Annotated in this window: 12 protein-coding genes, 2 tRNA genes and 1 pseudogene; 6 read left to right on the forward strand and 9 right to left on the reverse strand. The window is 37.6% G+C overall.

The window, feature by feature from the left end; translation table 11 throughout:
- Positions 1-67: 67 nt before the first annotated feature.
- From L2672_RS11030 to L2672_RS11050, 5 genes are all read right to left on the reverse strand, one after another.
- Positions 68-6,367, reverse strand: a complete 6,300-nt coding sequence (locus tag L2672_RS11030) for a DEAD/DEAH box helicase (protein WP_248995906.1) — start codon at positions 6,365-6,367, stop codon at positions 68-70.
- Positions 6,368-6,377: 10 nt separating this feature from the next.
- Complete coding sequence (locus tag L2672_RS11035) at positions 6,378-9,695, reverse strand: STY4851/ECs_5259 family protein (RefSeq protein ID WP_248995907.1); 3,318 nt, start codon at positions 9,693-9,695, stop codon at positions 6,378-6,380.
- A gap of 2 nt (positions 9,696-9,697) precedes the next feature.
- Positions 9,698-13,168 (reverse strand): DEAD/DEAH box helicase family protein, encoded by a 3,471-nt coding sequence (locus L2672_RS11040; RefSeq protein ID WP_248995908.1) that lies wholly within the window; start codon positions 13,166-13,168, stop codon positions 9,698-9,700.
- A 69-nt stretch (positions 13,169-13,237) separates the two neighbouring features.
- Entirely contained in the window at positions 13,238-14,740 is a 1,503-nt protein-coding gene (locus tag L2672_RS11045; protein WP_248995909.1) for a sigma-54 interaction domain-containing protein, read from the reverse strand.
- A 67-nt stretch (positions 14,741-14,807) separates the two neighbouring features.
- Positions 14,808-15,032, reverse strand: coding sequence for a helix-turn-helix domain-containing protein (locus L2672_RS11050; protein ID WP_248995910.1), 225 nt, complete (start codon positions 15,030-15,032; stop codon positions 14,808-14,810).
- A gap of 120 nt (positions 15,033-15,152) precedes the next feature.
- Here L2672_RS11050 and L2672_RS11055 point away from each other — a divergent pair, with 120 nt between their 5' ends.
- The 6 genes and pseudogenes from L2672_RS11055 to L2672_RS11080 all read left to right on the forward strand — a co-directional run bounded on the left by L2672_RS11055 (position 15,153) and on the right by L2672_RS11080 (position 18,865).
- Positions 15,153-15,389: a hypothetical protein gene (locus tag L2672_RS11055; RefSeq protein WP_248995911.1), complete on the forward strand. Its 237-nt coding sequence runs from the start codon at positions 15,153-15,155 to the stop codon at positions 15,387-15,389.
- On the forward strand, positions 15,382-16,605 hold the full coding sequence (locus tag L2672_RS11060; RefSeq protein ID WP_248995912.1) for a site-specific integrase: 1,224 nt from the start codon (positions 15,382-15,384) through the stop codon (positions 16,603-16,605). Before L2672_RS11055 ends, L2672_RS11060 begins: the two co-directional genes overlap by 8 nt.
- The gene (locus tag L2672_RS11065) at positions 16,598-17,461 is read left to right on the forward strand and encodes an HD domain-containing protein (RefSeq protein WP_248995913.1); all 864 of its coding nucleotides are present in this window, start codon (positions 16,598-16,600) and stop codon (positions 17,459-17,461) included. The genes L2672_RS11060 and L2672_RS11065 overlap by 8 nt, the downstream gene beginning before the upstream one ends.
- Before the next feature lie 23 nt (positions 17,462-17,484).
- Complete coding sequence (locus L2672_RS11070) at positions 17,485-17,817, forward strand: hypothetical protein (RefSeq protein WP_248995914.1); 333 nt, start codon at positions 17,485-17,487, stop codon at positions 17,815-17,817.
- Between the two features lie 143 nt (positions 17,818-17,960).
- A pseudogene (locus L2672_RS11075) lies at positions 17,961-18,176 on the forward strand (transposase domain-containing protein); the annotation flags it as partial.
- Between the two features lie 197 nt (positions 18,177-18,373).
- Positions 18,374-18,865 carry a lysozyme inhibitor LprI family protein gene (locus tag L2672_RS11080; protein WP_248995915.1) on the forward strand — a complete coding sequence of 164 codons (492 nt, stop codon included), beginning with the start codon at positions 18,374-18,376 and terminating at the stop codon, positions 18,863-18,865.
- Positions 18,866-19,043: 178 nt separating this feature from the next.
- On the opposite strand, the gene L2672_RS11085 is transcribed toward L2672_RS11080, so the two are convergent.
- From L2672_RS11085 to galU, 4 genes are all read right to left on the reverse strand, one after another.
- Positions 19,044-20,146, reverse strand: a protein-coding gene (locus tag L2672_RS11085; protein WP_248995916.1) for an IS3 family transposase whose coding sequence is annotated in 2 segments (ribosomal slippage) — positions 19,044-19,882 and positions 19,882-20,146 — 1,104 coding nt in all. Because the reading frame shifts where the segments join, the coding sequence is not laid out codon by codon here.
- 474 nt (positions 20,147-20,620) lie between these two features.
- Positions 20,621-20,697: transfer RNA gene (locus tag L2672_RS11090), tRNA-Val, on the reverse strand.
- A gap of 28 nt (positions 20,698-20,725) precedes the next feature.
- Positions 20,726-20,802 (reverse strand) — tRNA-Val (locus L2672_RS11095).
- 214 nt (positions 20,803-21,016) lie between these two features.
- Positions 21,017-21,904 carry a UTP--glucose-1-phosphate uridylyltransferase GalU gene (gene galU, locus L2672_RS11100; RefSeq protein WP_248995917.1) on the reverse strand — a complete coding sequence of 296 codons (888 nt, stop codon included), beginning with the start codon at positions 21,902-21,904 and terminating at the stop codon, positions 21,017-21,019.
- Positions 21,905-21,930: the final 26 nt, after the last annotated feature.

Here is a 21,930-nt window from a genome sequence, read left to right on the forward strand (position 1 = left end):
GTTGGCAATAAGTGTTTTATTGCCAACAGTAACTTGTTTGCGAAATTATTAAGCAGTGCGTTAATTATTACTGCTGCTTGATATAAATATCGGTGGACCAGTCAAAGCTATTTTTGACATTTACCGTCTCATAAATTTTGGTTAATTGGATTAATTGATCTTGTACATCAAAAAACTGAAATTTTGCATTATGATAATTCAGATCATGTTTCCAATAACCTAAGCCTTGATCAAAGCGTATTGAGAAGCGTAAACCTGATGTAAAAGATAAAGTCAGTTCTCGGCGATGCGGTATATTACCTCTATACGTTGTAATATCTAAATTAATAGGCATTTTTAACCCTAATTTAAACCAATGCTCAAACAAATCACGCATTTCTTGTTGGTCGTCCCAATCATGCTCAACTTGTGAGCCTGTTTTATCTTTTCTGTTATATAAGGTAAAGATGTCTACTCTTGGTGACACGGTAGCGAATGGTTTAAGTAATTCCCCTAACATCACCATTGACCAAGGATTTTGAAGGTAGCGATCACTGTATTGAATAGATTCAATATTCTGTGATTCTAATGCCTGTTTAAAGACTTCATTTTTATCTTTTAGTGCCTGCCAGAAGTGATAACCAAAGTCAGTTAATAAGCCATTACATTCTTTTGTTAACTCAACTGCTATTTGAGTTACCTCTGAATTTTTTTGCCAAACGGTCGTATCAATTTGCTCAATATACACCGGAGGGTGTTGATTTGACTTAATTAAGTATGAGTCATCATTAAGCTGTAACCAATTTTGATCTGGATTTGCTATCGTAGTATCATTGCTGGCAACGGTGAATACCCCTACTCTATTTTGAACTTGCACAAGAATTTGACCACTATCGCCATTTATTGCTGATACCTTTGGATTACCTTGAAAAAGCTTAAATCCTTTGGCATGGAGTTGGAGTAAGTCGTCAATTACACCTTGATCGAATGATGCTAAATGTACATCGGTTGGTATTACGATATTTATTGATAAGTCATCATTGAAATTATCATACTGTTTTAGCTTTCGTCTAAATGTACTCGCAGCTAAGTCCCATTCATTTAGGTCATCTGATAAAAATAAAGAAATAGTTTTAGCTTGGTTATTAAGGGCTAAATGTATTTCTTCAAATGCACTCTGACTTGCATGTTGAGATTGATTAAGTAGTTGCATTGGCAGTGGTATAGCTAAACTTAAACTAAAATCTTTTGTTAGCCACTCCAAAGCCAATAAGCGATTGAGATTATTAACATCGTGACGAGTATCGGCATCAAGTAGACAAGATGCACAAAGGCTGTCACATTCATCTTTACAATGAAGCGTGTCATACGCCCTTGAAAGAACCGATGCAATCATCGCCGCCCCGCTTGACGCAAAGCCTGCCCCCCCACTTATTGTGTCATACACTTGTATTGCTAAGACTGGCTGAGTATTAATTAATGTGGGTTTTATTGAGTAACCCATTTCATTATTCAATATGCCTAAACTTGCTGCTAAAGCGTTTCGTGTTGCAACTGCAAGGGTTAATGCAATTATTCTATTTTCTGTATTTGGCCCAGTATCGTTTAGATATTCACCTGTTTTAGGATGGCAAAGTACTATTTCGAGTACATCAGTTTTTGTTCGGCAACCAAGATAAATATCTTTGTGAATATGTGCGGAACCTTCACAATCGTGATGACGCCCATCGGTTTTATCTTTTTTAGATCCACGTATTGGTTTATGGGGTTTTTCTGGTGTTAAGGTTGCCGGAAATTCACCCAATGCTGTTAGTGACTCTGCCCGACCACAACTTAAGCATATAGCATAACCCTTACCATGTTCACCTGCGCTGTAGTTAAAGACAGTACCATCAGCACCGTAACGCATAAAACCTAGTTTAGGATTCGGTAGAGGGTGAGTTGGACTCTTAACACTGACCCAAGCTGGCTGAACAGGAATATAATGTTGTGTAGATATATTGTTTGTGGGAGATGCATAAAAGTCTGTTACAAAACCGGTGGGCTGCAACACTTTTAACTTATCTTCAATCTTTATTGAATGTTCACAATGCGTACAACATAGATTACTTTCAGACGTTTGAATTTCTGTTGTATAACCGGTTTGCCCACAATTGACACAACGCCAGGCTAAATCAAACTTTTGTGCATCTTTAGCATCCGCAACAGCAATGTTTTGCCAATTAAGCGATACGCCAGCAGATTTAAATACGCGCCCATCGATTACCATTTCTGCCCCAGGGGCATATTCACGTATCGCAATTGCTAGGTTTCTTGATGGTAAACCACGTAGACGTGAAATATTATCTTCTCGTTCTTCACTCTTTTTATTACGTCCTTTTTGGTCTCGCATGAAGTCTTCAATATTGTAATTGTCTAAATTGACAATATCCGTTGGGAATCCATAACCAGGTAAAAACGCTTTGGCTGCCAACTCACGTAATAAATACTCACGTCTATGCCGTTGTAACTCCATGCCTAACCTAAATGCATAAGGGCTATCTTTTTGAGTGGTACTGAGCTCTTTTTCAACACGACGTAGATCTTTTAGCCAAGTAGTTTGAAGCTCTTCAATACTGTTAACCGTTTCATCAACTAATGATTGGATTGATCTTCCCTCAAGAACCGTTCCTTTGACTAGTCTTGAAATATCTTTTTCAAACAGATGAATATGACCTGAAATATTGGCTTTAAACAGATCGCAAATACTCAAATTTTCACCTTCGTAAAACCAACTTAAATTAAGTGACGTCTTCTCTTTTTCAGTTTGCCCCACCTCGTGAGTTAAAAAAGTTCCCAATAAAAAAGCATTAACATGACGTTGTGTTAATCGTGCGGAGTTTAGTGAAACAATGGGAGCCGATATTAATGCTGTAAATGGCCAAGTTGGATTATTAAATACTTGAGTATCATGTGGGTTCGATTTACACAACGTAAAAGCCAACGCTCTTGACTCTTTACTTCGACCAGCACGACCCGCTCTTTGCAAATAGTTTGCTGGATGTGGTGGTACATTGTTCATGACCACCGCCGAAATACCCGCGATGTCTACCCCCATTTCCATGGTTGTCGAACAATTGAGCACATTCACTTTGCCTTGTTCAAATAATTTTTCGTAACTCTTTAAACGCTCAGATGACTGCTGTGCTGAATGCTCTGCTGTGCGGTAATAAAATCCACCTTCAACGGTCCTATCATTAATGTCAGTCCACAGGTTTCGAGAACGTAATAATTGAACATCTTCATTATCTGCTACTAGCCTTCTTATTTTATTCAAGCCAACTTGATAATCATCTTGTTTCGCAGAAAAACTCCAAGCAGCAGGAAACTTTACTTCTTCGCACATAAAGTTGCCTTGATTTAAATCCCTAGGCAGATATGGAGTAATCGCTCTGAAAGTAGTGTCTATAAGTTTGTTGGTAATTGGACAAATGTAAGCTTTTTCAACAAACGAAAAGGTCATTTTATTACGGTCTAAAAAGAACTGATTGCCTTCATAGCTTAATATTGGTTGAAGCCCTTCAGTTAGTGCATCCCATGCGTCACGTAATATATTATTAATAATATCTTTATCTGTATTTTTTTCGGCATCTAGATTAAAAGCCAACACTAGCAACTTAGCGAGTCTGTTTAATTGATTACCTTTAATCTGTGGCCACTTTTTAACCCTATTTTCATCATCTTCATTTGATAGAGGGTTCCTTAGTGTTTTGGTAGCAAAATTACTTCCAATCCAACTCTTCCAATCTTCATTGAGATTTATATAGCTATTTTCACGAATATAAAAATCAAGACATACTTTTAAATAATCACGCCACTCTTCAATCGTTCCTAGCCAGCTTGTAGGTAAACGGCATATTTTATCAAGGCCGAGATAGCCTATTTTAACCATGCCCTGGGTTTCTAGGCTGTTTTGACGTTTAGGACGACGGGCAAATTCACGAACAAGTAAAAGTTCTGCAAGTTTTCGTGGACCAGCTGAACCATCAAACACTTCTGGATTGGCATATTTATTATATTGAAGCATTGCTTTGCTTAAGCTGCCATGAGAAATTAAACTGTCAATCATTTCAGACCAAGACAACGTAATCAGGTTTAGTTTACTTGCCGTACCTGCCAATAATGATTCAGCAAATTCATTGAGTTCATTTGCTTTTTCATTAAGTCCCATCAAGGCCATTTGTTTCGCCAATGCAAAAAGATCTTCGGGTTTGGCATCTGCATTTGGCTTTTCTTGAATAGGTGCTTCTAATTGGGCTTTTTTCAAGATGTCTATGACCAATCCGCGTAACTTTGATCGTTCAGCTTCTTGTTGCATCCGAACAGCCATTCTGGCGGTACCTTGCCTGCTATCAGTAAAGGTGATTAATTTCCTACCTCGCCCAGGTAAAGATTGAGCACCTTCTCTATCACCTGGCTTCATTTCATGATCAGGGCAATACTCTAAAATTGTTGGTACAACGTTAGCTACATAAAATGGTGCACCGAGAATACTACGCCGATATGGCAAGCTGCCATTAAAGCCTTTATGGCTGCAATTCGAACATATTGCTTGTGTTGTTTCATTATAAAAATAAGAAACAGATTTTTGGCTGAGACTTGCTAGCTCACCAGTCTGCAGCTCTATATTAATTGATGTAAAACATCTATTATTATCTTTATCTAATTTATCTTGTTTACTAGACAATATAATCTTTGAAATAGTCGTTGTGCTTTGTTTAGCTATATTAGTTTCGTCTTCATCATTGTTATTTTCAATTGTTAGTGAAAACTCATCACCTGCATCTTGTTGCCATTGACATAAATTACCATTTTTGTCTGCACCTAATAAATGTGGCTCATTGCATTCATTACAAAATGCAATTTCTAATACTGGTGCTTTGCTATCACAATCACAATTATTTTTGTGTTTAGTATAAACATAACCAAACGGCCAATTAGTTTTGAGTTCTGATGTCGCTTTTTTTGAGCAATTAGGATCAATACAAGTAAATAAGCCACTAAGCATTCTTTGAAAATAATGCGCACGAACTTTTAAAAAGGCTTCTTTATTTGGCGCAGGTTTTGTAGCAGTTAACAAATCTATCCATAATAATAAGGTTTGTTCATCAAAAGGCTTAGCACCTAATAGGTTAGTCACTTTTTGATTTATATCTTCTAATGTTTGGGGGACAGTTGAGTTAACAAACACAGTGCGTATTGAGTTAGCTACTTTGGAACTGACTAAGGCATTAAATCTAGCTAGTGATACGTCCGGATTAAAATCTTCTTTCTTTACTGGGATTTCCGCTGGTATATCCATTAAATCTTGTAAAGTGGTCTGTTTTTCATTCACCTTTGGTAACTTCGGAATGACTCTTTGTCCACCTATAACCGTAATCTGCTCTTGACTAACACCTGCAAGCTCAGCTAAATATTTTTTAAGTTGATTTGCAGTATCTTTACCGGCAATAGTAGCCGATGTTGCCACAAATCTAACATCTTTGGCTTCAACACCGAAAGCAATAAGCACCCTGCGTAATTGTAATGCTAATTCTGCAGCTTGCGACCCTACATAAGTATGAGCTTCATCAAGAACAATCCAACGGAGTGACTTTTGTCGTTTTGATTGTTCAATGATTGGGGAATCGACTTGACGAACCATCATATACTCAAGCATTGTGCCGTTTGTGACTAAAATCGGCGCAGGTTTTTCTCTCATTAACTCACGAGATAGCACTTGATTTGGTACCAAGTTTTGGGCAGATGAGACTTTAGCCTTGAAGTTCTCTGTATTACCGTTATACAAACAAAAACGCATATTGTTACCAAAATGCTTGGTCCAAGAGTCAAGACGTTCTTTTTGCGAGTTAATCAGGGCATTTAAAGGGTATAAAAAAAGCGCTCTAACACCAACGAGTGGCTCATTTTTTTGTTTTATCTCTCGATGTAGATCTTCAATCACGGGTACCATAAAACATTCTGTTTTACCAGAGCCAGTGCCGCTAGTTACAACTATAGATTGAGGTTTATCACTCAAAAGCATTTGCCAACTTTTTAACTGATGAGTAAATGGAAAATACTCAGCATTGAAGCGATAACGGCCATTATTTTTATGATCTAGTGCTTCTATAACTTCATTGGAAAGTAGTGAGCCTTCTAATTCTGAAACTCTTTTTTTTGCGGGTTCCCATCCAAAAGTGTGCTCAAATAAAGGTGAAGACAATAATGACTCACCTTTCCCGCTAGGTTGATTTAATAAGGTTTTTAAATGATTTCTTAAAGATGGGTTACTAATACCAAAAACACTTAATGACGCTTCTTGTGCGCGCTCAGCTGCTTGTCTCGTTAATTGCGAAAAATATTCCAATGTCCTTCCCCTAACCCAAATCAGAAAATTTAATGACATGATATGCATACATAGTAGCAAACCAGTTGGGATCGAAATCCCGCACTTTTTTCAACTTAAAAATAGCATTCGCTGAGTCATCATAAACATCATTAAGTCTGGCTTTTCCACTAGATACAGCAGCTAAAAAAATTGGTAAATAAATAACTGAATTTTGAAAACTATGTAAGCTATCAATGTCAATTTGCTCTAGTGAGTTTTTTTCATACCATCTTTTTAACTCGTAACCATCAGTGTCTGGCCATAGCTCATCCTCACTATGATCGCGTAATAAATCTTGTAACCAATGATCTGCAGCTTGGTCCATTATAGATTTTGGTAGCTTAAGTTTTGGATCAACCTTCTTTGTCATAAAATAATTTATTAATTCATCATTAAAACCCGGTATATGCTGCAAAATAGCTTCATACCAAGGTTTAGCGATCATTTCTATATATTGTTTATCGACACCTTTATATTCCAACCAATCAAGCACTTGTTGATATGTTTCGACAAACATATTTGGTGGTGTAACTTGCCATAAGACGGGAAACTCAGATTCTATACGCGCCATAAATTGAGGGTTCGCTTCAAAACGATAGAAACATAGTAATAATGCTTTAGGTTTTGCAACAATTTCACGCCACACTTGAAATGTTGTTAAGGGTAAGTTTGGAAAATTGTTATAGAGTTTTAGCAGGTATTCCCAACCACTATGTTGTAGATTTTCAGTCATTCGCTCAATGACACCTGAAATTATCTGTGGATTAAATCTAGGGTGGTATGCTTGAACAGCCCGATTAAGAGAATTAACATTATCATTTAATTCATCATGTTCAATCATGTTAACAATGTGACTATCTTCATGTCCTATGAGTAGTTTGGCTCTAAAATTTATACGACTCTCAGTACTTGGAACAATTAACCATGGGCCTTCGCTTTTAGCAACTTGAGGAAATAAATAATGACCTGTAGGCACTCCTTCGCTAACAAAAGGTTTTAGCTCAGTAGGAGTTCTCTCAGGGTTACTCATTTGCATTAACAACAACTTAGCACCTTCAACATCACTTAGTTGTTGTGAGGATACTTTAATATAACGCTTATCCTCAGTTTCATGTATGCGGCTACTGTAACGATTAACTCTATATTGTAAGTTCCCAGTTAAACTAGATATATTTATAGTCACTTGAGTGTCTAAATCAGGTACTAATGACAATAATTCGTTAATTTCATCTTTAAAGCTATATAAACTAACTATTACAGGTTTATCTTCTACATGAAACTTATGTCTAAAAAGTGGAGGACAACGTCCTTGATTGTCTAAAACAATCTCTATTTCAAAATTTGCAGCACATTCTGCTGATGCAAATAAATGTAAACGACTACCTAATAAATCATCTATTGATAAATATTTTTGCAGTTCTTTGCCACCTCGGTCAAATACAAATGCTCCCTGCCTTGGGTAAGGCAACTTAATAGATATAGGGGTGGCCATTAAGTTAGGTGTAATTTTTAAAATTAAATCTGCAGGCGGAATACCATCACAATTCAATAACAAACAAACACCATCATTAGTATCCTTTTTAACAAATGAAACTCCCGGTGTTTCAAGGCTATAGATCATTTTATCATTTGTTTGAATATAGATTTCTCCACAGCCTAATTCAACTCCCGATTTTGTAGATATTTTTACACCTGGTGGCAATAGTCCAATTTTTTTTCTAAATAATGTTTCACCGTTTTTATTTTTCAAAGAAAAAGTTTGCTTGCCATAACGTTCATGTAGCATAATCTCAGACTTCGACTTACCACCAATATATTCAGATAACTCCATTTCTTCAGCTAATTCACTGTTAACATAACGGTACTTAGGTACACCTAAATATGTCGCACTTGGTTCTGTGTCATACGACAGCATTTCACCAAATAGATTAATTTGAATATCTGTCGACACGGGACTTACTGATTTGATCCGATACTTATCATCTTCTACCGTGATAACCATTTCGCCTTTTAACAGAAGAAAGTTTGGTTTTTCACTATGTATACTGTGAGACCAGTTTGTAATTTCGCCATTAATGAGACTATAGTTACAAGATTGTGGGACTATTAAATACAACTCATCTTTGTGGCTAAAAGTTGCTTGGCCAGCATATTTTAATTCACCATCTTTTTTAACGAAGCCTACTGGGATTTCATTTAGAAACACGCACGTATTATCTAAATTCCATCGAGTTATCTCTCTTCCACCTTGTCTTGCTACAACTGACAATTGCTTTTCAGGGGATGTACGCAATACCTTAACAGCACGATTTCTGATTTTAACTAACGCTTGTTCTCCTGTAGCATTAATATAAGAGACACCTAGATGGTAAATATCTAGAGAAGATTCAGCTAAAAACAATTCTATTCGGCTTGATTTTAATGTATGCAGTGGAATATTTAAGACAAACTCATTCGGTAATAACAGTTTAGACTTAATAGAAAGATCACTTTCATTAAGATAATGCTCAACAATAAGCTTCTTATTTAATTGCCGACGCTTATTACCTTCACGGCTAGCTTGTTGTAACCATGAATTAACTATGTTTGTTCCAATAGCAGTATCTAATGGGATGGGGAAATCATCACGCCATTTAGGTGCAACACTATCTAAATAACTTGCAGGATCGGTTTTATTTTCTAATCCAAACAATTCTACAAGTCTCATTAATTTCTCTGCCATCAATGTGATTAATTGAATTGATTCAGGTTCTTTGAATGCTTGTGGCAATATTTGAACATTTAAAGTTACTAATTTTTCTGTTGACTCACCAAGCAGCTTTGCCATTGTGACATTTTTTAAAATACGCTGAAGTGCAACACCGAATTTATTATCATTATTACTGAGTAATTTAAAGGGTAGCCCTCCCTCAGAAAAAAGTGTGCCCAAAAAATTACGTCGTTCAGTATAAGTTTTAATTGGTCGTAACCAATATGATTCAATACCCTTTATAATTGACCGTTCAATTTGAGATGGTGTTAATTCTTGACCCAATTCATGCCAAATCCCATGCCAGCTCCAACCATCACTGTTTTCATATTGTCGCTGGTACCACAATGAACAAAATAAACAAAATGATGCAGACCAGCAAAGGCTATTGTATCCATAAAGTGAATTGTCTTTGTATTGAATAACTATAGTTCGTAAAGTTTGGTAGTCAGATTCCGTGGCCTGATATTCATATAAAGGTTTACCTGATGGCTTAAGTAATCCTCTATCTTTCAAAAATTCACTCAACCATTGAGAAGGATTTATTGATTTCAGCATAATTATAAAACTCCTGTAAAATAAGTGCTCTTGTTCGAGTGATCAGCTATCTGTTTCTCAATAGTATTTTCCCTATGTCCTAAACATACATCAAACTGAGTAATAAAGGTTTGAATCACATCGGCTTGTTGTTCGCTAAATACACCATCTAACCCCATATCATGTACTTGTGTGAATGGCGCATCGTAAAGCTGTGAAATTTGTATCGACCCATAGCGGATTAAATGATTTTGCAACATGCCAATAAAGCGCTGTTGCTTGGCATTCATATGGGTATGGGTTTGTTGAACAAACGCCGTAAACTTAGCCTCAATATCTTGTTTATCCATACCCACAATGGTGCGTAAAATTTTGTCTAATGTGGCGGTTGACTCAGGGAAGAATTCTTTTAGGGTATTTAAGTCTACGCTTGGATTTTGAGTATGCACAAGCGAGTTTAGCTTGGCTAAATCATCCGCTGTCACTGGCTCGCCTTTGCGTATTTTTTGCAAAACTTGGTCGGTTGCAAATAAAGGGGTTAATGTTTTTTCAACCTCTTGACGAAATATTTGATAATCGATAGACACAATTTTTGTGGGTCGCTCGGTTTCTTGTATTTCACCGTCTGTTATGTCGATAACATATTCTGGCGACAAAGGCTGAGCTGTCTTGTCGCGCAAGTGAATAATACTTCGAAGAGCTAAACGACTTTGTTCGAGTGACTCAAAGGTTAACGATGCCCAGTATTGATCTGTTTGAATATCGGCAATGTGTTTTGCTTTGGCGCGCACTTCGTTTAAATGCATTTGTAATGACTCAATTTTTGTCATTACATTTTGTTTTGCTGCATCAATTTGATTCGGGTCGGTAAACAGTAGGGTTTGAATGATAGCGATTTCATTATCAAACTTATAAGCTTCAGATTGTCCCATAATGTTACGCCACTGCATAAGCGGTGCGATGTGCTCAAATAAATTGGCTTTGGTTTGCGGAGCAAATTGATTCAAGGTTTTTTCATCTTTACAAGACTCAACCACTTGCCAGCTGTCTCGCACCGCAATGGTGTTCATATCTAGGGTGTTTATGTCTTGATGAATAAGTTTTATCACCGCATCAAAGGTGTCCATGTTAGCCTTTTTTAATGCGATATCTGCAAGTTGTAAACGGCTTTCAAACAGTTTTTGAGTGAGCGACTTTGCTTGCTTTACATCCTCTTCACTGGGGTCCATGTCGAAGTATTCAAAGTTTTCCCAGTGGTCAAATATTAAAAAATGCGTTTTGTGTTTGCCTTTGCCGTAAAGGTCTTCGCATAGGCGTGTGCCACGTCCAATCATCTGCCAAAACTTTACTTTTGACTTGATGGGTTTAGCAAATACCAAGTTAACGCATTCTGGTACGTCGATGCCTGTGTCTAGCATATCGACAGATATTGCAATGCGAACACTGTTGATCTCGGTTGATTTAAAGTCGTCGATTAACTCTTCTGCGCGCTCATATTTAGAGTGAATAACGCGGCAAAAATTACTGCCTAACTGGGGATACATTTCAGAAAATAGCTGCGCCATGAGTTCGGCATGGGCAATATTACGGGCAAATACGATGGTTTTGCCCGGTAATTGACCATCACTATCACGCAAGCCTTTTTCCATTAAATTACGCAAAATTAAACGGTTGGTGCCTTTGTTTTTTACCGCTTCATCGACTTGTTTCGCGTCAAAATTTAACTCATTTGGGTCAATCCCTTGGTCTTCAAGTTGTGCGATTTGTTCATCGGTCAGGTTATCTTTGGTAATACCTTCGCGTAAAAACTTAGTGGTAAAACTAACAATTTTATAGGGGACTAAGTTACCTTGTTCAATTGCTGTTTCTAATGGGTAATTAGCGGTAGGTAACTTGAAGTCACAACCAAATAATTGGCATGTTGAACGAGAGACCATTTCAACCGGCGTTGCGGTTAACCCAACCTCTAATGCGTCGAAGTATTTAAAAATATCACCGTAAATATTGTAAATAGAACGGTGCGATTCATCGGCGACAATAAGGTCAAAGTAGCCGACGTCATATTTTTGGTAAATGCTCATCATGCCGGGATAAGTGGCAATGAACACCCGTGAGTTAGTGGCGAGTTCTTTTTTGGTTTTACCGACGATGTAAATTGGCTCATTGGTAAATTCATTGAAGGCATTACCCGCTTGTTTACGGAGTTCTTTACGGTCACATAAAAATAGCACGCGTTTTGCCCAGCCAGCATCGAGCAACCGTTTAGCCAGTGCAATTGATACCCGTGTTTTACCTGTGCCCGTAGCTTGAACAATCAATGCTTTGCGATGTTTGTCAGCAAAGCGCTCACATACTCGGGTAATGGTTTCCATTTGATATAACCGTCCTGCGACGCTGATATCAATCGGTGTTTGGTTTAAATCTTTTTTAAGGGTCCGCTGTTTGATGAGGTATTGCAGCGAGTCTTTTGAGTAATAGCCGTAAAGCTTACGACTGTTGTAGCCTTGGGCATCATCTAAAATGCGAATATCGTAGCCGTTAGAATAAAATATCACCGGACGTTGCTGATACTGCTTGTGTAAGGCATCGGCATAGAGTTTGGCTTGCTGGCGGCCTTTTTCGACGGATTCTCGCGTGCGCTTGGCTTCGATTACCGCTAATGGTTTACCATCGTCATCCCATAGCACGTAATCTACAAAGCCAAAGCCTGTTGCGGTTGGTTGATCGGATACTTGAACTTCTTTACCAACCTCTTCGGTGCTTGATTCATCAAGGGATACTTTCCAGCCAGCGGCACGTAAATCTAAATCAATAATGCGAGCACGGGTTTCGGCTTCGTTAAAGTTAAAGCTTGACGTGATTTGTTTATTACGACCCTGCACTTGGGTTACTTTTGCTTGATTGATGGTTTGCTTAAGCTTTTTTGCTTCTAGCTGGGCTTGCTTTTGTGCTTGCTCAGCGGCGACTAATTCTTCAAGGGCTTTTTTAAGTCGAGCTTCATGTTGGCTTAGCTGTAACGCAAGTTGCTTATTCTTCTTGGCAAATTCAGCATCACTTTGATCGACAGGCTGCTTTTGCGACGGCAGCTTAAATTCAGGGCAGTCGGCTTGCTTACCATTGCCATATGCCATAAACAGATAACAAGCGACATAGTAGCTCTCTTTTAAAATCCAAATGGCTTGTTGTTGGTCAACCCGGCCCTCATGTGCGGCTTGGTTACCACTTTTGCGAATAGCATGCAGTTTGTCGGTAATTAAACTAGGGACTACGCTGGTGAAATCGTCGGAGGTGAGTTTGTCATAAATATTGGAATTGGGAAAAACAGGTAATTGCAGTTCTTTATATAAAAAGCCAACGACTTGTTCAGCAAAGCAACGCAGCTTTACCAATGAACTTTGAGGGTCGGTTATCGCATATTCTTCAGCAAATGCAGCTAATTGATGGAGCTGTGGCCACTTTGTTTGAATATGTTCAAAATTCATTGATTGCTTCATTCCGAGTAAATTCCTTATATTTCTTACATGGCAATGCCTGTGCCAATTTAACGATTAAAATCCATTTAATTATTTCTCTGAATCAATGCCCAAACGTTTTATCCAATTTGTTAGTGTTTGATGGTCTTTTAAACCTAACATTTTTGTTGCGTGTTTTTTTACATTACCGCTAGCTTTTAACGCTGCTTTAACATACTTTTTCTGCATATCATCAGTAAGTTGCACTATATCAACTTTGTCATGATATGACATAGATATATCACAATCACGGTTTAAATTTTGTTTTTTTATGATGGCATTCAAAATATCTTGTTCTGACACAACGGAAGATTCAGCCCACAAGAAAGCCCGGTTTAAGGTGCTCCATAACTCCCTAATATTGCCTGGCCATGGCTGACTACAAATAACATTAATTCCCTTTTCGGAAATATTTTTACTTACAAAATTGGGGTGCTTTGAATTTAGGTGATTTATTTGCTCAACCAATTGATTAACAATGTATGGCATATCGGCTAAACGATCGCGCAACGCTGGCATTTTAATAATACCGACAGCTAAGCGATAAAATAAGTCTTCTCTGAATTTCCCTTGGGCAACTAGTAATGGCAGATCTTGATGGGTTGCTGCAATAATACGTACATTAACGATAATGTTTTTAGTGTCACCTAAACGGGTAATTTCCCCTTGTTGTAGTGCTCTTAGTAGTTTCACTTGTACATTTAGCGACAACTCCCCTACTTCATCTAAAAATAATGTGCCGCCATCTGCTTGTTCAAATAAACCTGGATGATCTTTTTCTGCGCCCGTAAAAGCGCCTTTTTTATGTCCAAACAATGTTGAGTCGACAATATTTTCTGCTAGTGCACCGCAATTGATAACTCTAATAGGCTTTTGTGCCCGTAAACTTCCTTGATGTATGGCTTTGGCCATTAATTCTTTACCGGTTCCTGTCTCACCAAGAATTAAAGCTGGTAGTTCAGAACCAGAAATTTTTTGGGCTTTATAAACCACCGATTTCATTATGTCTGAGTAAGCCGTGAGCTCATTAAACGCTGAGCACATTCGGGGTTCGGAAGTGACTTTTGATGCTATGCCCTTAGCCGCCGATTGCACATAGGCTTGAGCAAAGTCGATAGGAATATTGACTTCAATAATCTCATTTGAAGGGGATGCTTGTAAGAAGTTAACGTTAGATTTACTTTTGCCAATGAGAACTGAAAGCGTTGTCATTGCTGGCGTGCCTGAAGTCAGATTTATTGATAGTGTTTCAGCCTCATCACTTAGCTTGGATATCCATCTCTCGGCGACTTTGGCAATAGATTGGTAGTCAATTGGACTATTAATGTGTGCTTTGTAAACCTGAATATCATTTGCCGGACGGTTTGAAATGGTCATTCTTTTTTTGAGAAAGCGTTCAAAATGCCCCCATTTTTCTTCGTCTTTGTTGGATAGTATTACGATTTTATCAAAAGCTTGCTGTGATTTAGTCGCAATTGAACTGATTGCGGCATGTTCATCGTTAAGCATGTTATCTAGGTCTTTAGTACCTAGCCAAGTTAGAAGAGTATGCATCCATGGGTACTCATAAAAAAGAATTGTAAATAATCTTACATTAAATAATTAATTTTACTATGAAGATTTATTCCTCAATATACTCAATGACATCCTCAACTTTACAACCAAAGTACTGGCATAAAGAATCAATCGCTTTTGTCGTTGTTGAATACTCATAACTTGGATTCATCATCTTAGATAATGCGGTTCTATTTACGCCAGCGGAGTCAGCAACCTCTTGAAGGGTAATCTTCCTTCTCTCTTTAAATTCTTTTTCTGCTATTAACTCTTTGATTTTAAACCTAATCAATTTTATTCACCCTTAAATGATGTAAAAAAACCAAAATGTTCCTTGCAGGAACGATAAACAAATGCTCTAATGTTCCTATGCGGAACATATTTACTACACTAGGAACATTTGGAGCGTGCTATGAAACAAACGTTACTCAATGCTAAAGAACTTTCTCAAAGAATAAAGTTTAGTGCACCATATATCAACCATACATTGAAAGATAATGTTTTCATTGAGGGGGTTCATTACATTAAACCTTTTGGTGGTCGTAAGATTTTTTATATTTGGGAGGAAATAGAAAGGGAACTATTTAAAAAATCTAAGTCTGTTCAAGTGCTTGTTCCAATGGCGAGAGGAGGTATTTGTCATGGCTAGCATTAGAGCTCGCAGTGGAAAATTATTTTTTGATTTCACTTATCAAGGCATTCGATGTCGTGAACAAACACTTTTAATTGATAACCGCCAAAATCGAGCCAAGCTAAATAGCATTTTAACTACTATAGAAGCTGAAATACGCTTAAACAGGTTTGTTTTTAAGAACTATTTCCCCTCAAGTTCGAAGTGTGCTGCTTTTTGGGATTATGATTTAAAAGTCGAGCAATACATATCAGAAAATACAGCCCCTTTGACCACGCACATTTTATCTAACATTCCAAAATTTGGAGAGTTTGCAGACGAGTGGCTTGCTGAAAATAAAATCCAATGGAAGAAAAGTCATTACAAGAATGTAGTAATGATTGTTGAGAACTATTTATTACCTGTGTTTGGTCAAGTTAGGCTTGATGAGATTACTCGCGCTCAAATAATCAAATTTAGGGCGGCAATTGCTAGCCCCAAACGCTCTAACGTAAAAGATAAACTCAGTAATGACTGGATCAACCATGTGATGACACCTCTACGAGGTATTTTGAATGAATCGGCAATGCGTTATGAGTTTCCTACACCGTTCATCAATATTAAACCATTGAAAATTGATAAGACTCCGATTGAGCCCTTTAGCCTAATTGAAGTCCAACGTTTCCTTGCTAACGTTCGTGCTGATTTCCGTGATTATTATATTGTGCGATTTTTTACTGCCATGAGAACAGCAGAGATTGATGGTTTGAAATGGCAATTTGTCAATTTTGAACGAAAGGAAATACTCATTCAAGAAACACTGGTTGACGGCAATGTGGAAACACCCAAGACATCGGCATCTTATCGCTGTATTCAACTGTCTCAACCCGTTGTGGATGCGTTAAAGCGCCAATACTCTATAACAGGCAATAATGCTTATGTTTTTTGTAATGCGAATGGTAATCCTCTAGAACACCGGAATGTAACCAAACGCATATGGTATCCGGCTCTCAATGAGGTGAACTTGAAAAGAAGAAGGCCTTATCAAACTCGACATACCTGTGCCACCTTGTGGTTGGCCGCTGGCGAAAACCCTGAATGGATAGCAAAGCAAATGGGTCACAGCACCACAAAGATGCTTTTTGAAGTCTACAGCCGCTATGTGCCGAATGCTACACGACAAGATGGTAGCGCCTTTGACCTACTGATTAAACAAACAGACTTTATCGCTATTGAGGAGTTGTGTGATGAATAAGGCAATTTTTGTGTGGATTAAAGACATTAAAATAAGTGGCTCTTTACCAACGGCTAACTGTCAGTTTATCTCTAATTATAAAACGATGCATGCTATCACTTCAGCCGAAATAGCAAGAACTAGTCAAACAAGCTGTGGATTGGCTCAAATAGTATTCGGTCACGATAGTCAGGGAAATATCGTAATTTGCTCTATTAAACCAATTTATACCCAATGCTCTGAAAATGTATATTTTCAGCTAGTTAACATGATTGATCCAAAAAATGAAAACTTAGTTGGTCGGTTTTTAAAACTCATCAGTTTTATCACTTACTCAGAACTTCAGCCATTTACTGATTTTATTCTAAGTAACGCAAGAATTCTAAATGCATTTATGCAATCTCAAGCCAGCTATGCTCATCATCATGCTAATATAAATGGCTTGTTTGAACACAGTATTGAGGTCGCTGAAATGACTTATCATAACGCAAAGCACTTAAAACATTCCGAAATAGAATGTCAGACAGGCTTAATTGCTGGGCTATTTCATGATATAGGTAAAATCTATCCCGCCTTACACAGTAAAACTGATTCCTATGTTGCTGGCCCCCATGAAAGTTTTAACTTTGCTATTCTTGCAAAACCTTTAGGGGAACTAGGCACTCAAAATAGTAAGGTTTTTGCACTATTAAGTGAATTACTTGCGGCAAAACCATATGGCCATAAAACTCGATACGCAATGGAGTATGTTCTTAAGCAGGCTGACCGTACCTCAGCAGAATCGAACTTTGTAAAAAAGCAATTCGAAGAACTACCAACGCATTACTTTTTCACTAAAAAAAATGGCAAGCTAATATACAGATTGAACAGTCTTTAACTAATGTTTTGGAGAATTTATAAATGACAGATAAATACATAGGCTATGCAGAATACTTTGCGACTGGCGAGGGCTTAACAAAGTTTGTTGCTTCCGGAACAAAAGAAGAAATCATGAACTCCGCAGAACCTTTTATGTCTCGTTGTTTGACGTATTTCTCTATCCATGAAATACGTGATGCTCTAGAAGACGTTCAGAAAGATGAAGAATGTATTAAAAACCATAAAAATATAAATTATGAAGCTATAAGAGTAGCTTACTTTCTAAGGGGACATGCGCCTATTGTCGCTCAAACAATTCATGAGAACAATGGATATTATTCCTTCTCTTACAAGTTTTATATAAATTTTTCCTAACAATAATTTCACTCGTTTCATGGATTATATTTATATCGATAAAGCAACCACTGCCTAGCTTTAAGAACAGGTAATTGTATTATTTTAGTTCCTGTTAACTTATGAGGTGAAGATATCACCTCTAACTAGGTGGCCAAATTAACCGTACCACTACACCCTTTGTGATAGGTCGCAAGGCATGGCTATTTTCAAATACCCCGCGTGGTGCACGTGCCAGCGCAATCCTTTTTAGTCTCATAGAAACAGCGAAGGCCAACGACCTAGTCGTACATACGTATATCGCTAATTGCCTGCAAGGCTTGGCGGAGAACCCAAGTGACGTTGAGCCTTTACTACCGTGGAATATCAAGCAAAGATAAATAGGTAGGTGTATTTTCCCAGACACTAACTCTTATACGAATTTTTCCGTGGTTCGACCTCTAAAATGTATGTATACTCACACAAGATTCTGATATCTATTGAGTTTCAAAATTAATGACAGCAACATAGACGGAATCCAAAGATGGAAAAATGCCATCTATAAAGCAAAGCGTTATATTGATTGGGGAAATCATACATGAGAGTAATTCTGTTACTTGCTCTACTTTTAGTAGTGCCATTTACAACGTATGCACAATCATTTGAGGAAAAATCAATTGATGAATTTTTGACACTTAAGGACTTTTCTTCTGTTGGAGAATTTGAAGAGTATATAGGCGATTATGTCCAAAACTGTTTAGATCACAGTTATGGTGGCTCTCTTGCAGTTAGGTGCTTTATTAATTATGAAATATGGGATAGAGAGCTTAACTTTTATTATCAGCTACTTTATAGAAATTTAAGTGATGATGGTAAGTCGACCTTGAAGAATAGCCAAATCTCTTGGCTAAAAACAAGGGACAATTCGATAGCATTTAATAGACTATTGTTGAATGGACGATACGAAGATAAAATTGGCACTATGTATATTGCTATGAGAGCAGGTGATGCTAGTGAAGCTATAAGCCCAATTATTAAACAAAGAGCACTTCTCCTTAAATCTTGGTTAGAATACCAGCGTGCAAATTAATAATAGCAAATTGCTTAACAGTGACAGTAAACATTTGGAATTTTTGGTTTGGTTAGCTTCAGTGTTTACGTATCTTGGCTTGTGTTCAGTCGCGAATTAGCTACATCCTAGCAAGGCGATATTCGACAACCTATTTTTGACAATTATACAAATTAAGTGTAACCATCCCTTATATCGATCATATTTTGAGAGAGTTTTCCTCATTTAACCGCTCATACAATTTGGGCGGTAAATCATTCAGTGATTCATGTGGCCGATCATAATTATATTCTTCAATCCAACTATCTGTGACTTCTCTTACCTCAGTCAAGCTATTGAACAAGTAACAGTCTAATACTTCATTTCGATAAGTGCGGTTGAATCGTTCTATATACGCATTTTGTGTAGGTTTCCCAGGCTTAATAAAATCTAACTTAATGCCATGTTGCTCAGCCCAAATCTCAAGTGCATGTGAAATAAACTCTGGCCCATTATCTTGCCTTAAACGCTTTGGATAACCGCGATAGGCAGCTATTCTATCAAGTACACGTATAACCCGTTGCGCAGGTAAGCTTGAGTCCACTTCTATAGCTAAAGCTTCACGATGATAACCATCAATGACATTAAACGTTCTAAACGATTTTCCTGAAAATAAGTTATCGCTCATGAAATCCATCGACCAGCACTCATTAACTTTGGCTGGAACAGCCAGCGGATCTGGCTCACGAGAAGGTAAGCGTTTTTTGCCTTTTCGACGTAAGTTAAGCTTCAAACCACAATAAATACGGTACACACATTTATGGTTCCATTTATGCCCGAGGAGTCGTAGCCGTTTAAATATCCTGCGAAATCCATAAGCCTTATGTTTTTCAGCAATGTCAGATACTGCTTCAATGATGTCATTATCATCGATACGTTTGAGTTGATAATAAAATGTGCAACGACTGATACTTAACGCATCACAAGCCAACACAACACCTAGGCCAAATTCATTAATGGCATAATGGGCTAACCCTTTTCGCTCTGCTGGCTTTATAGCTTTTTTTCAACAATATCTTTGAGTGCCATGTTTTGTAGGCTGACGTCAGCGAACATCTTTTTAAGTTTAGCGTTCTCGGCTTCTAATTCCCGCATGCGAGATAAATCAGAGGCTTGCATACCACCATATTTAGATTTCCATTTGTAATAGGTACTTTGACCCACATTATGTTTGCGGCATAACTCTGGCACCGACATTGCGCCAGACTCGCCTTCTTTGAGGATGTTGATAATTTGGCTTTCAGTAAAACGTGTCTTTTTCATGTGATTCTCCATTTGGTTTAGTGTAAATGGAAAACTCTATTTAAAACATTCTGATTTTAAGGGAGGGTTACAATAACTCACTATTCAAAGCTGAACCGCTGCTAAATTAACAATTAGCGAATGTGTCTAAATTTACTTTACATCATGATTGGTACCAATTTATAAGAAATTTAGCTACATCTAAAGGCAAAATACTAATGAGAATCTTTTAGGGTGGTGGTCATAGATTTATGACAAAAAAATTGTTCGTGCCAACATGTTTGGCACAAAATGGGCACAAAACCAGAATTTCAAGCTTTTGAGGTAAAGTTAGACTTTGAAAGAATTAATATGCGGATGATGAAATTTTATTTTAAGAAAATAGAATTTTTAGAATATAATATGATTTGGCACCAGATTTTATCTTTATGGCACAGAAACAGGTTTGGCTATACTGAAGCGCACACCTGCAAGCTATTGAATAATAATAAGAAATGGTACACCCGAGTGGACTCGAACCACCGACCCCTACCATGTCAAGGTAGTGCTCTAACCAGCTGAGCTACGGGTGTATATTTGAAGTGCTTGAGGAAATAAAATTGGTACACCCGAGTGGACTCGAACCACCGACCCCTACCATGTCAAGGTAGTGCTCTAACCAGCTGAGCTACGGGTGTACATTCTGTAAAAACAGTATTTCCTTACAGAGCGGACGCTATATTAAGTGTGATAACTAATGCATGCAAGTAAAAGTTATCAAGTTGCGCTCAAATGGCGATTTGATGCGCAACTTGGTGATAAATTATTAAAAATTAAATTTATCACTATGGCGATATTCTACTAACTTAGTCGTAATCTAACTAAGTCATAACCTAACTAAGCCACAATAGCCTAGTTTTGTTCTATCAACGCAATCAGTTCTTTTTTGAATACATCACCAAGCTTAGGGTCATGCAAGCCATATTCTACAAAGGCTTTCATGTAACCAAGTTTATCGCCACAGTCGTGTGATTTGCCCGTCATATTGAATGCTTCAACCGTATCAGAAGCAATTAACATATCAATTGCATCAGTTAGCTGAATTTCATCACCAGCCCCTGGTGGTGTACGTTCAAGCAGTTCCCAAATTTTTTCAGATAACACATAACGTCCAACCACCGCTAAGTTAGAAGGTGCTTGTTCTTTTTTGGGCTTTTCGACCATTTTAGCTATTTGTGCAGATTGTCCAGGAATAATATCTTCCCCGTTACAGTCTGCAATACCATATTTATGCACTTGATCCTCAGGAACAGGAGCAACCATAATTTGGCTTGCATCGATTTCTTTAAAGCGGGCAATCATTGAAGCTAAGTTTTCAGTGCGTTGATCTGCCGAATAGCTATCTAAAATAACATCTGGCAATACCACAGCAAATGGGTTTTCACCAATACAAGGTTTAGCACACAATACCGCGTGGCCTAAGCCTTTTGCTTCACCTTGACGCACATGCATAATGGTGACATTTTTAGGGCAAATTGACTGAACTTCATGCAACAACTGTCTCTTAACCCGTTTTTCTAGCGTTGATTCAAGCTCGTATGATTTATCAAAATGGTTTTCAATGGCATTTTTACTGGCATGAGTCACTAATACAATTTCAGTAATCCCCGCACTCACACATTCATCAACAATGTACTGAATTAACGGTTTATCCACTAAAGGCAACATTTCTTTGGGTATAGCTTTTGTTGCTGGCAACATTCGCGTTCCAAGGCCGGCTACTGGTATCACTACTTTCATAAAAAGTCCTTATTTTTAAAGTTTAA

The organism is Shewanella gaetbuli (assembly GCF_023284065.1).
Classification (GTDB): Bacteria; Pseudomonadota; Gammaproteobacteria; order Enterobacterales; family Shewanellaceae; genus Shewanella; species Shewanella gaetbuli.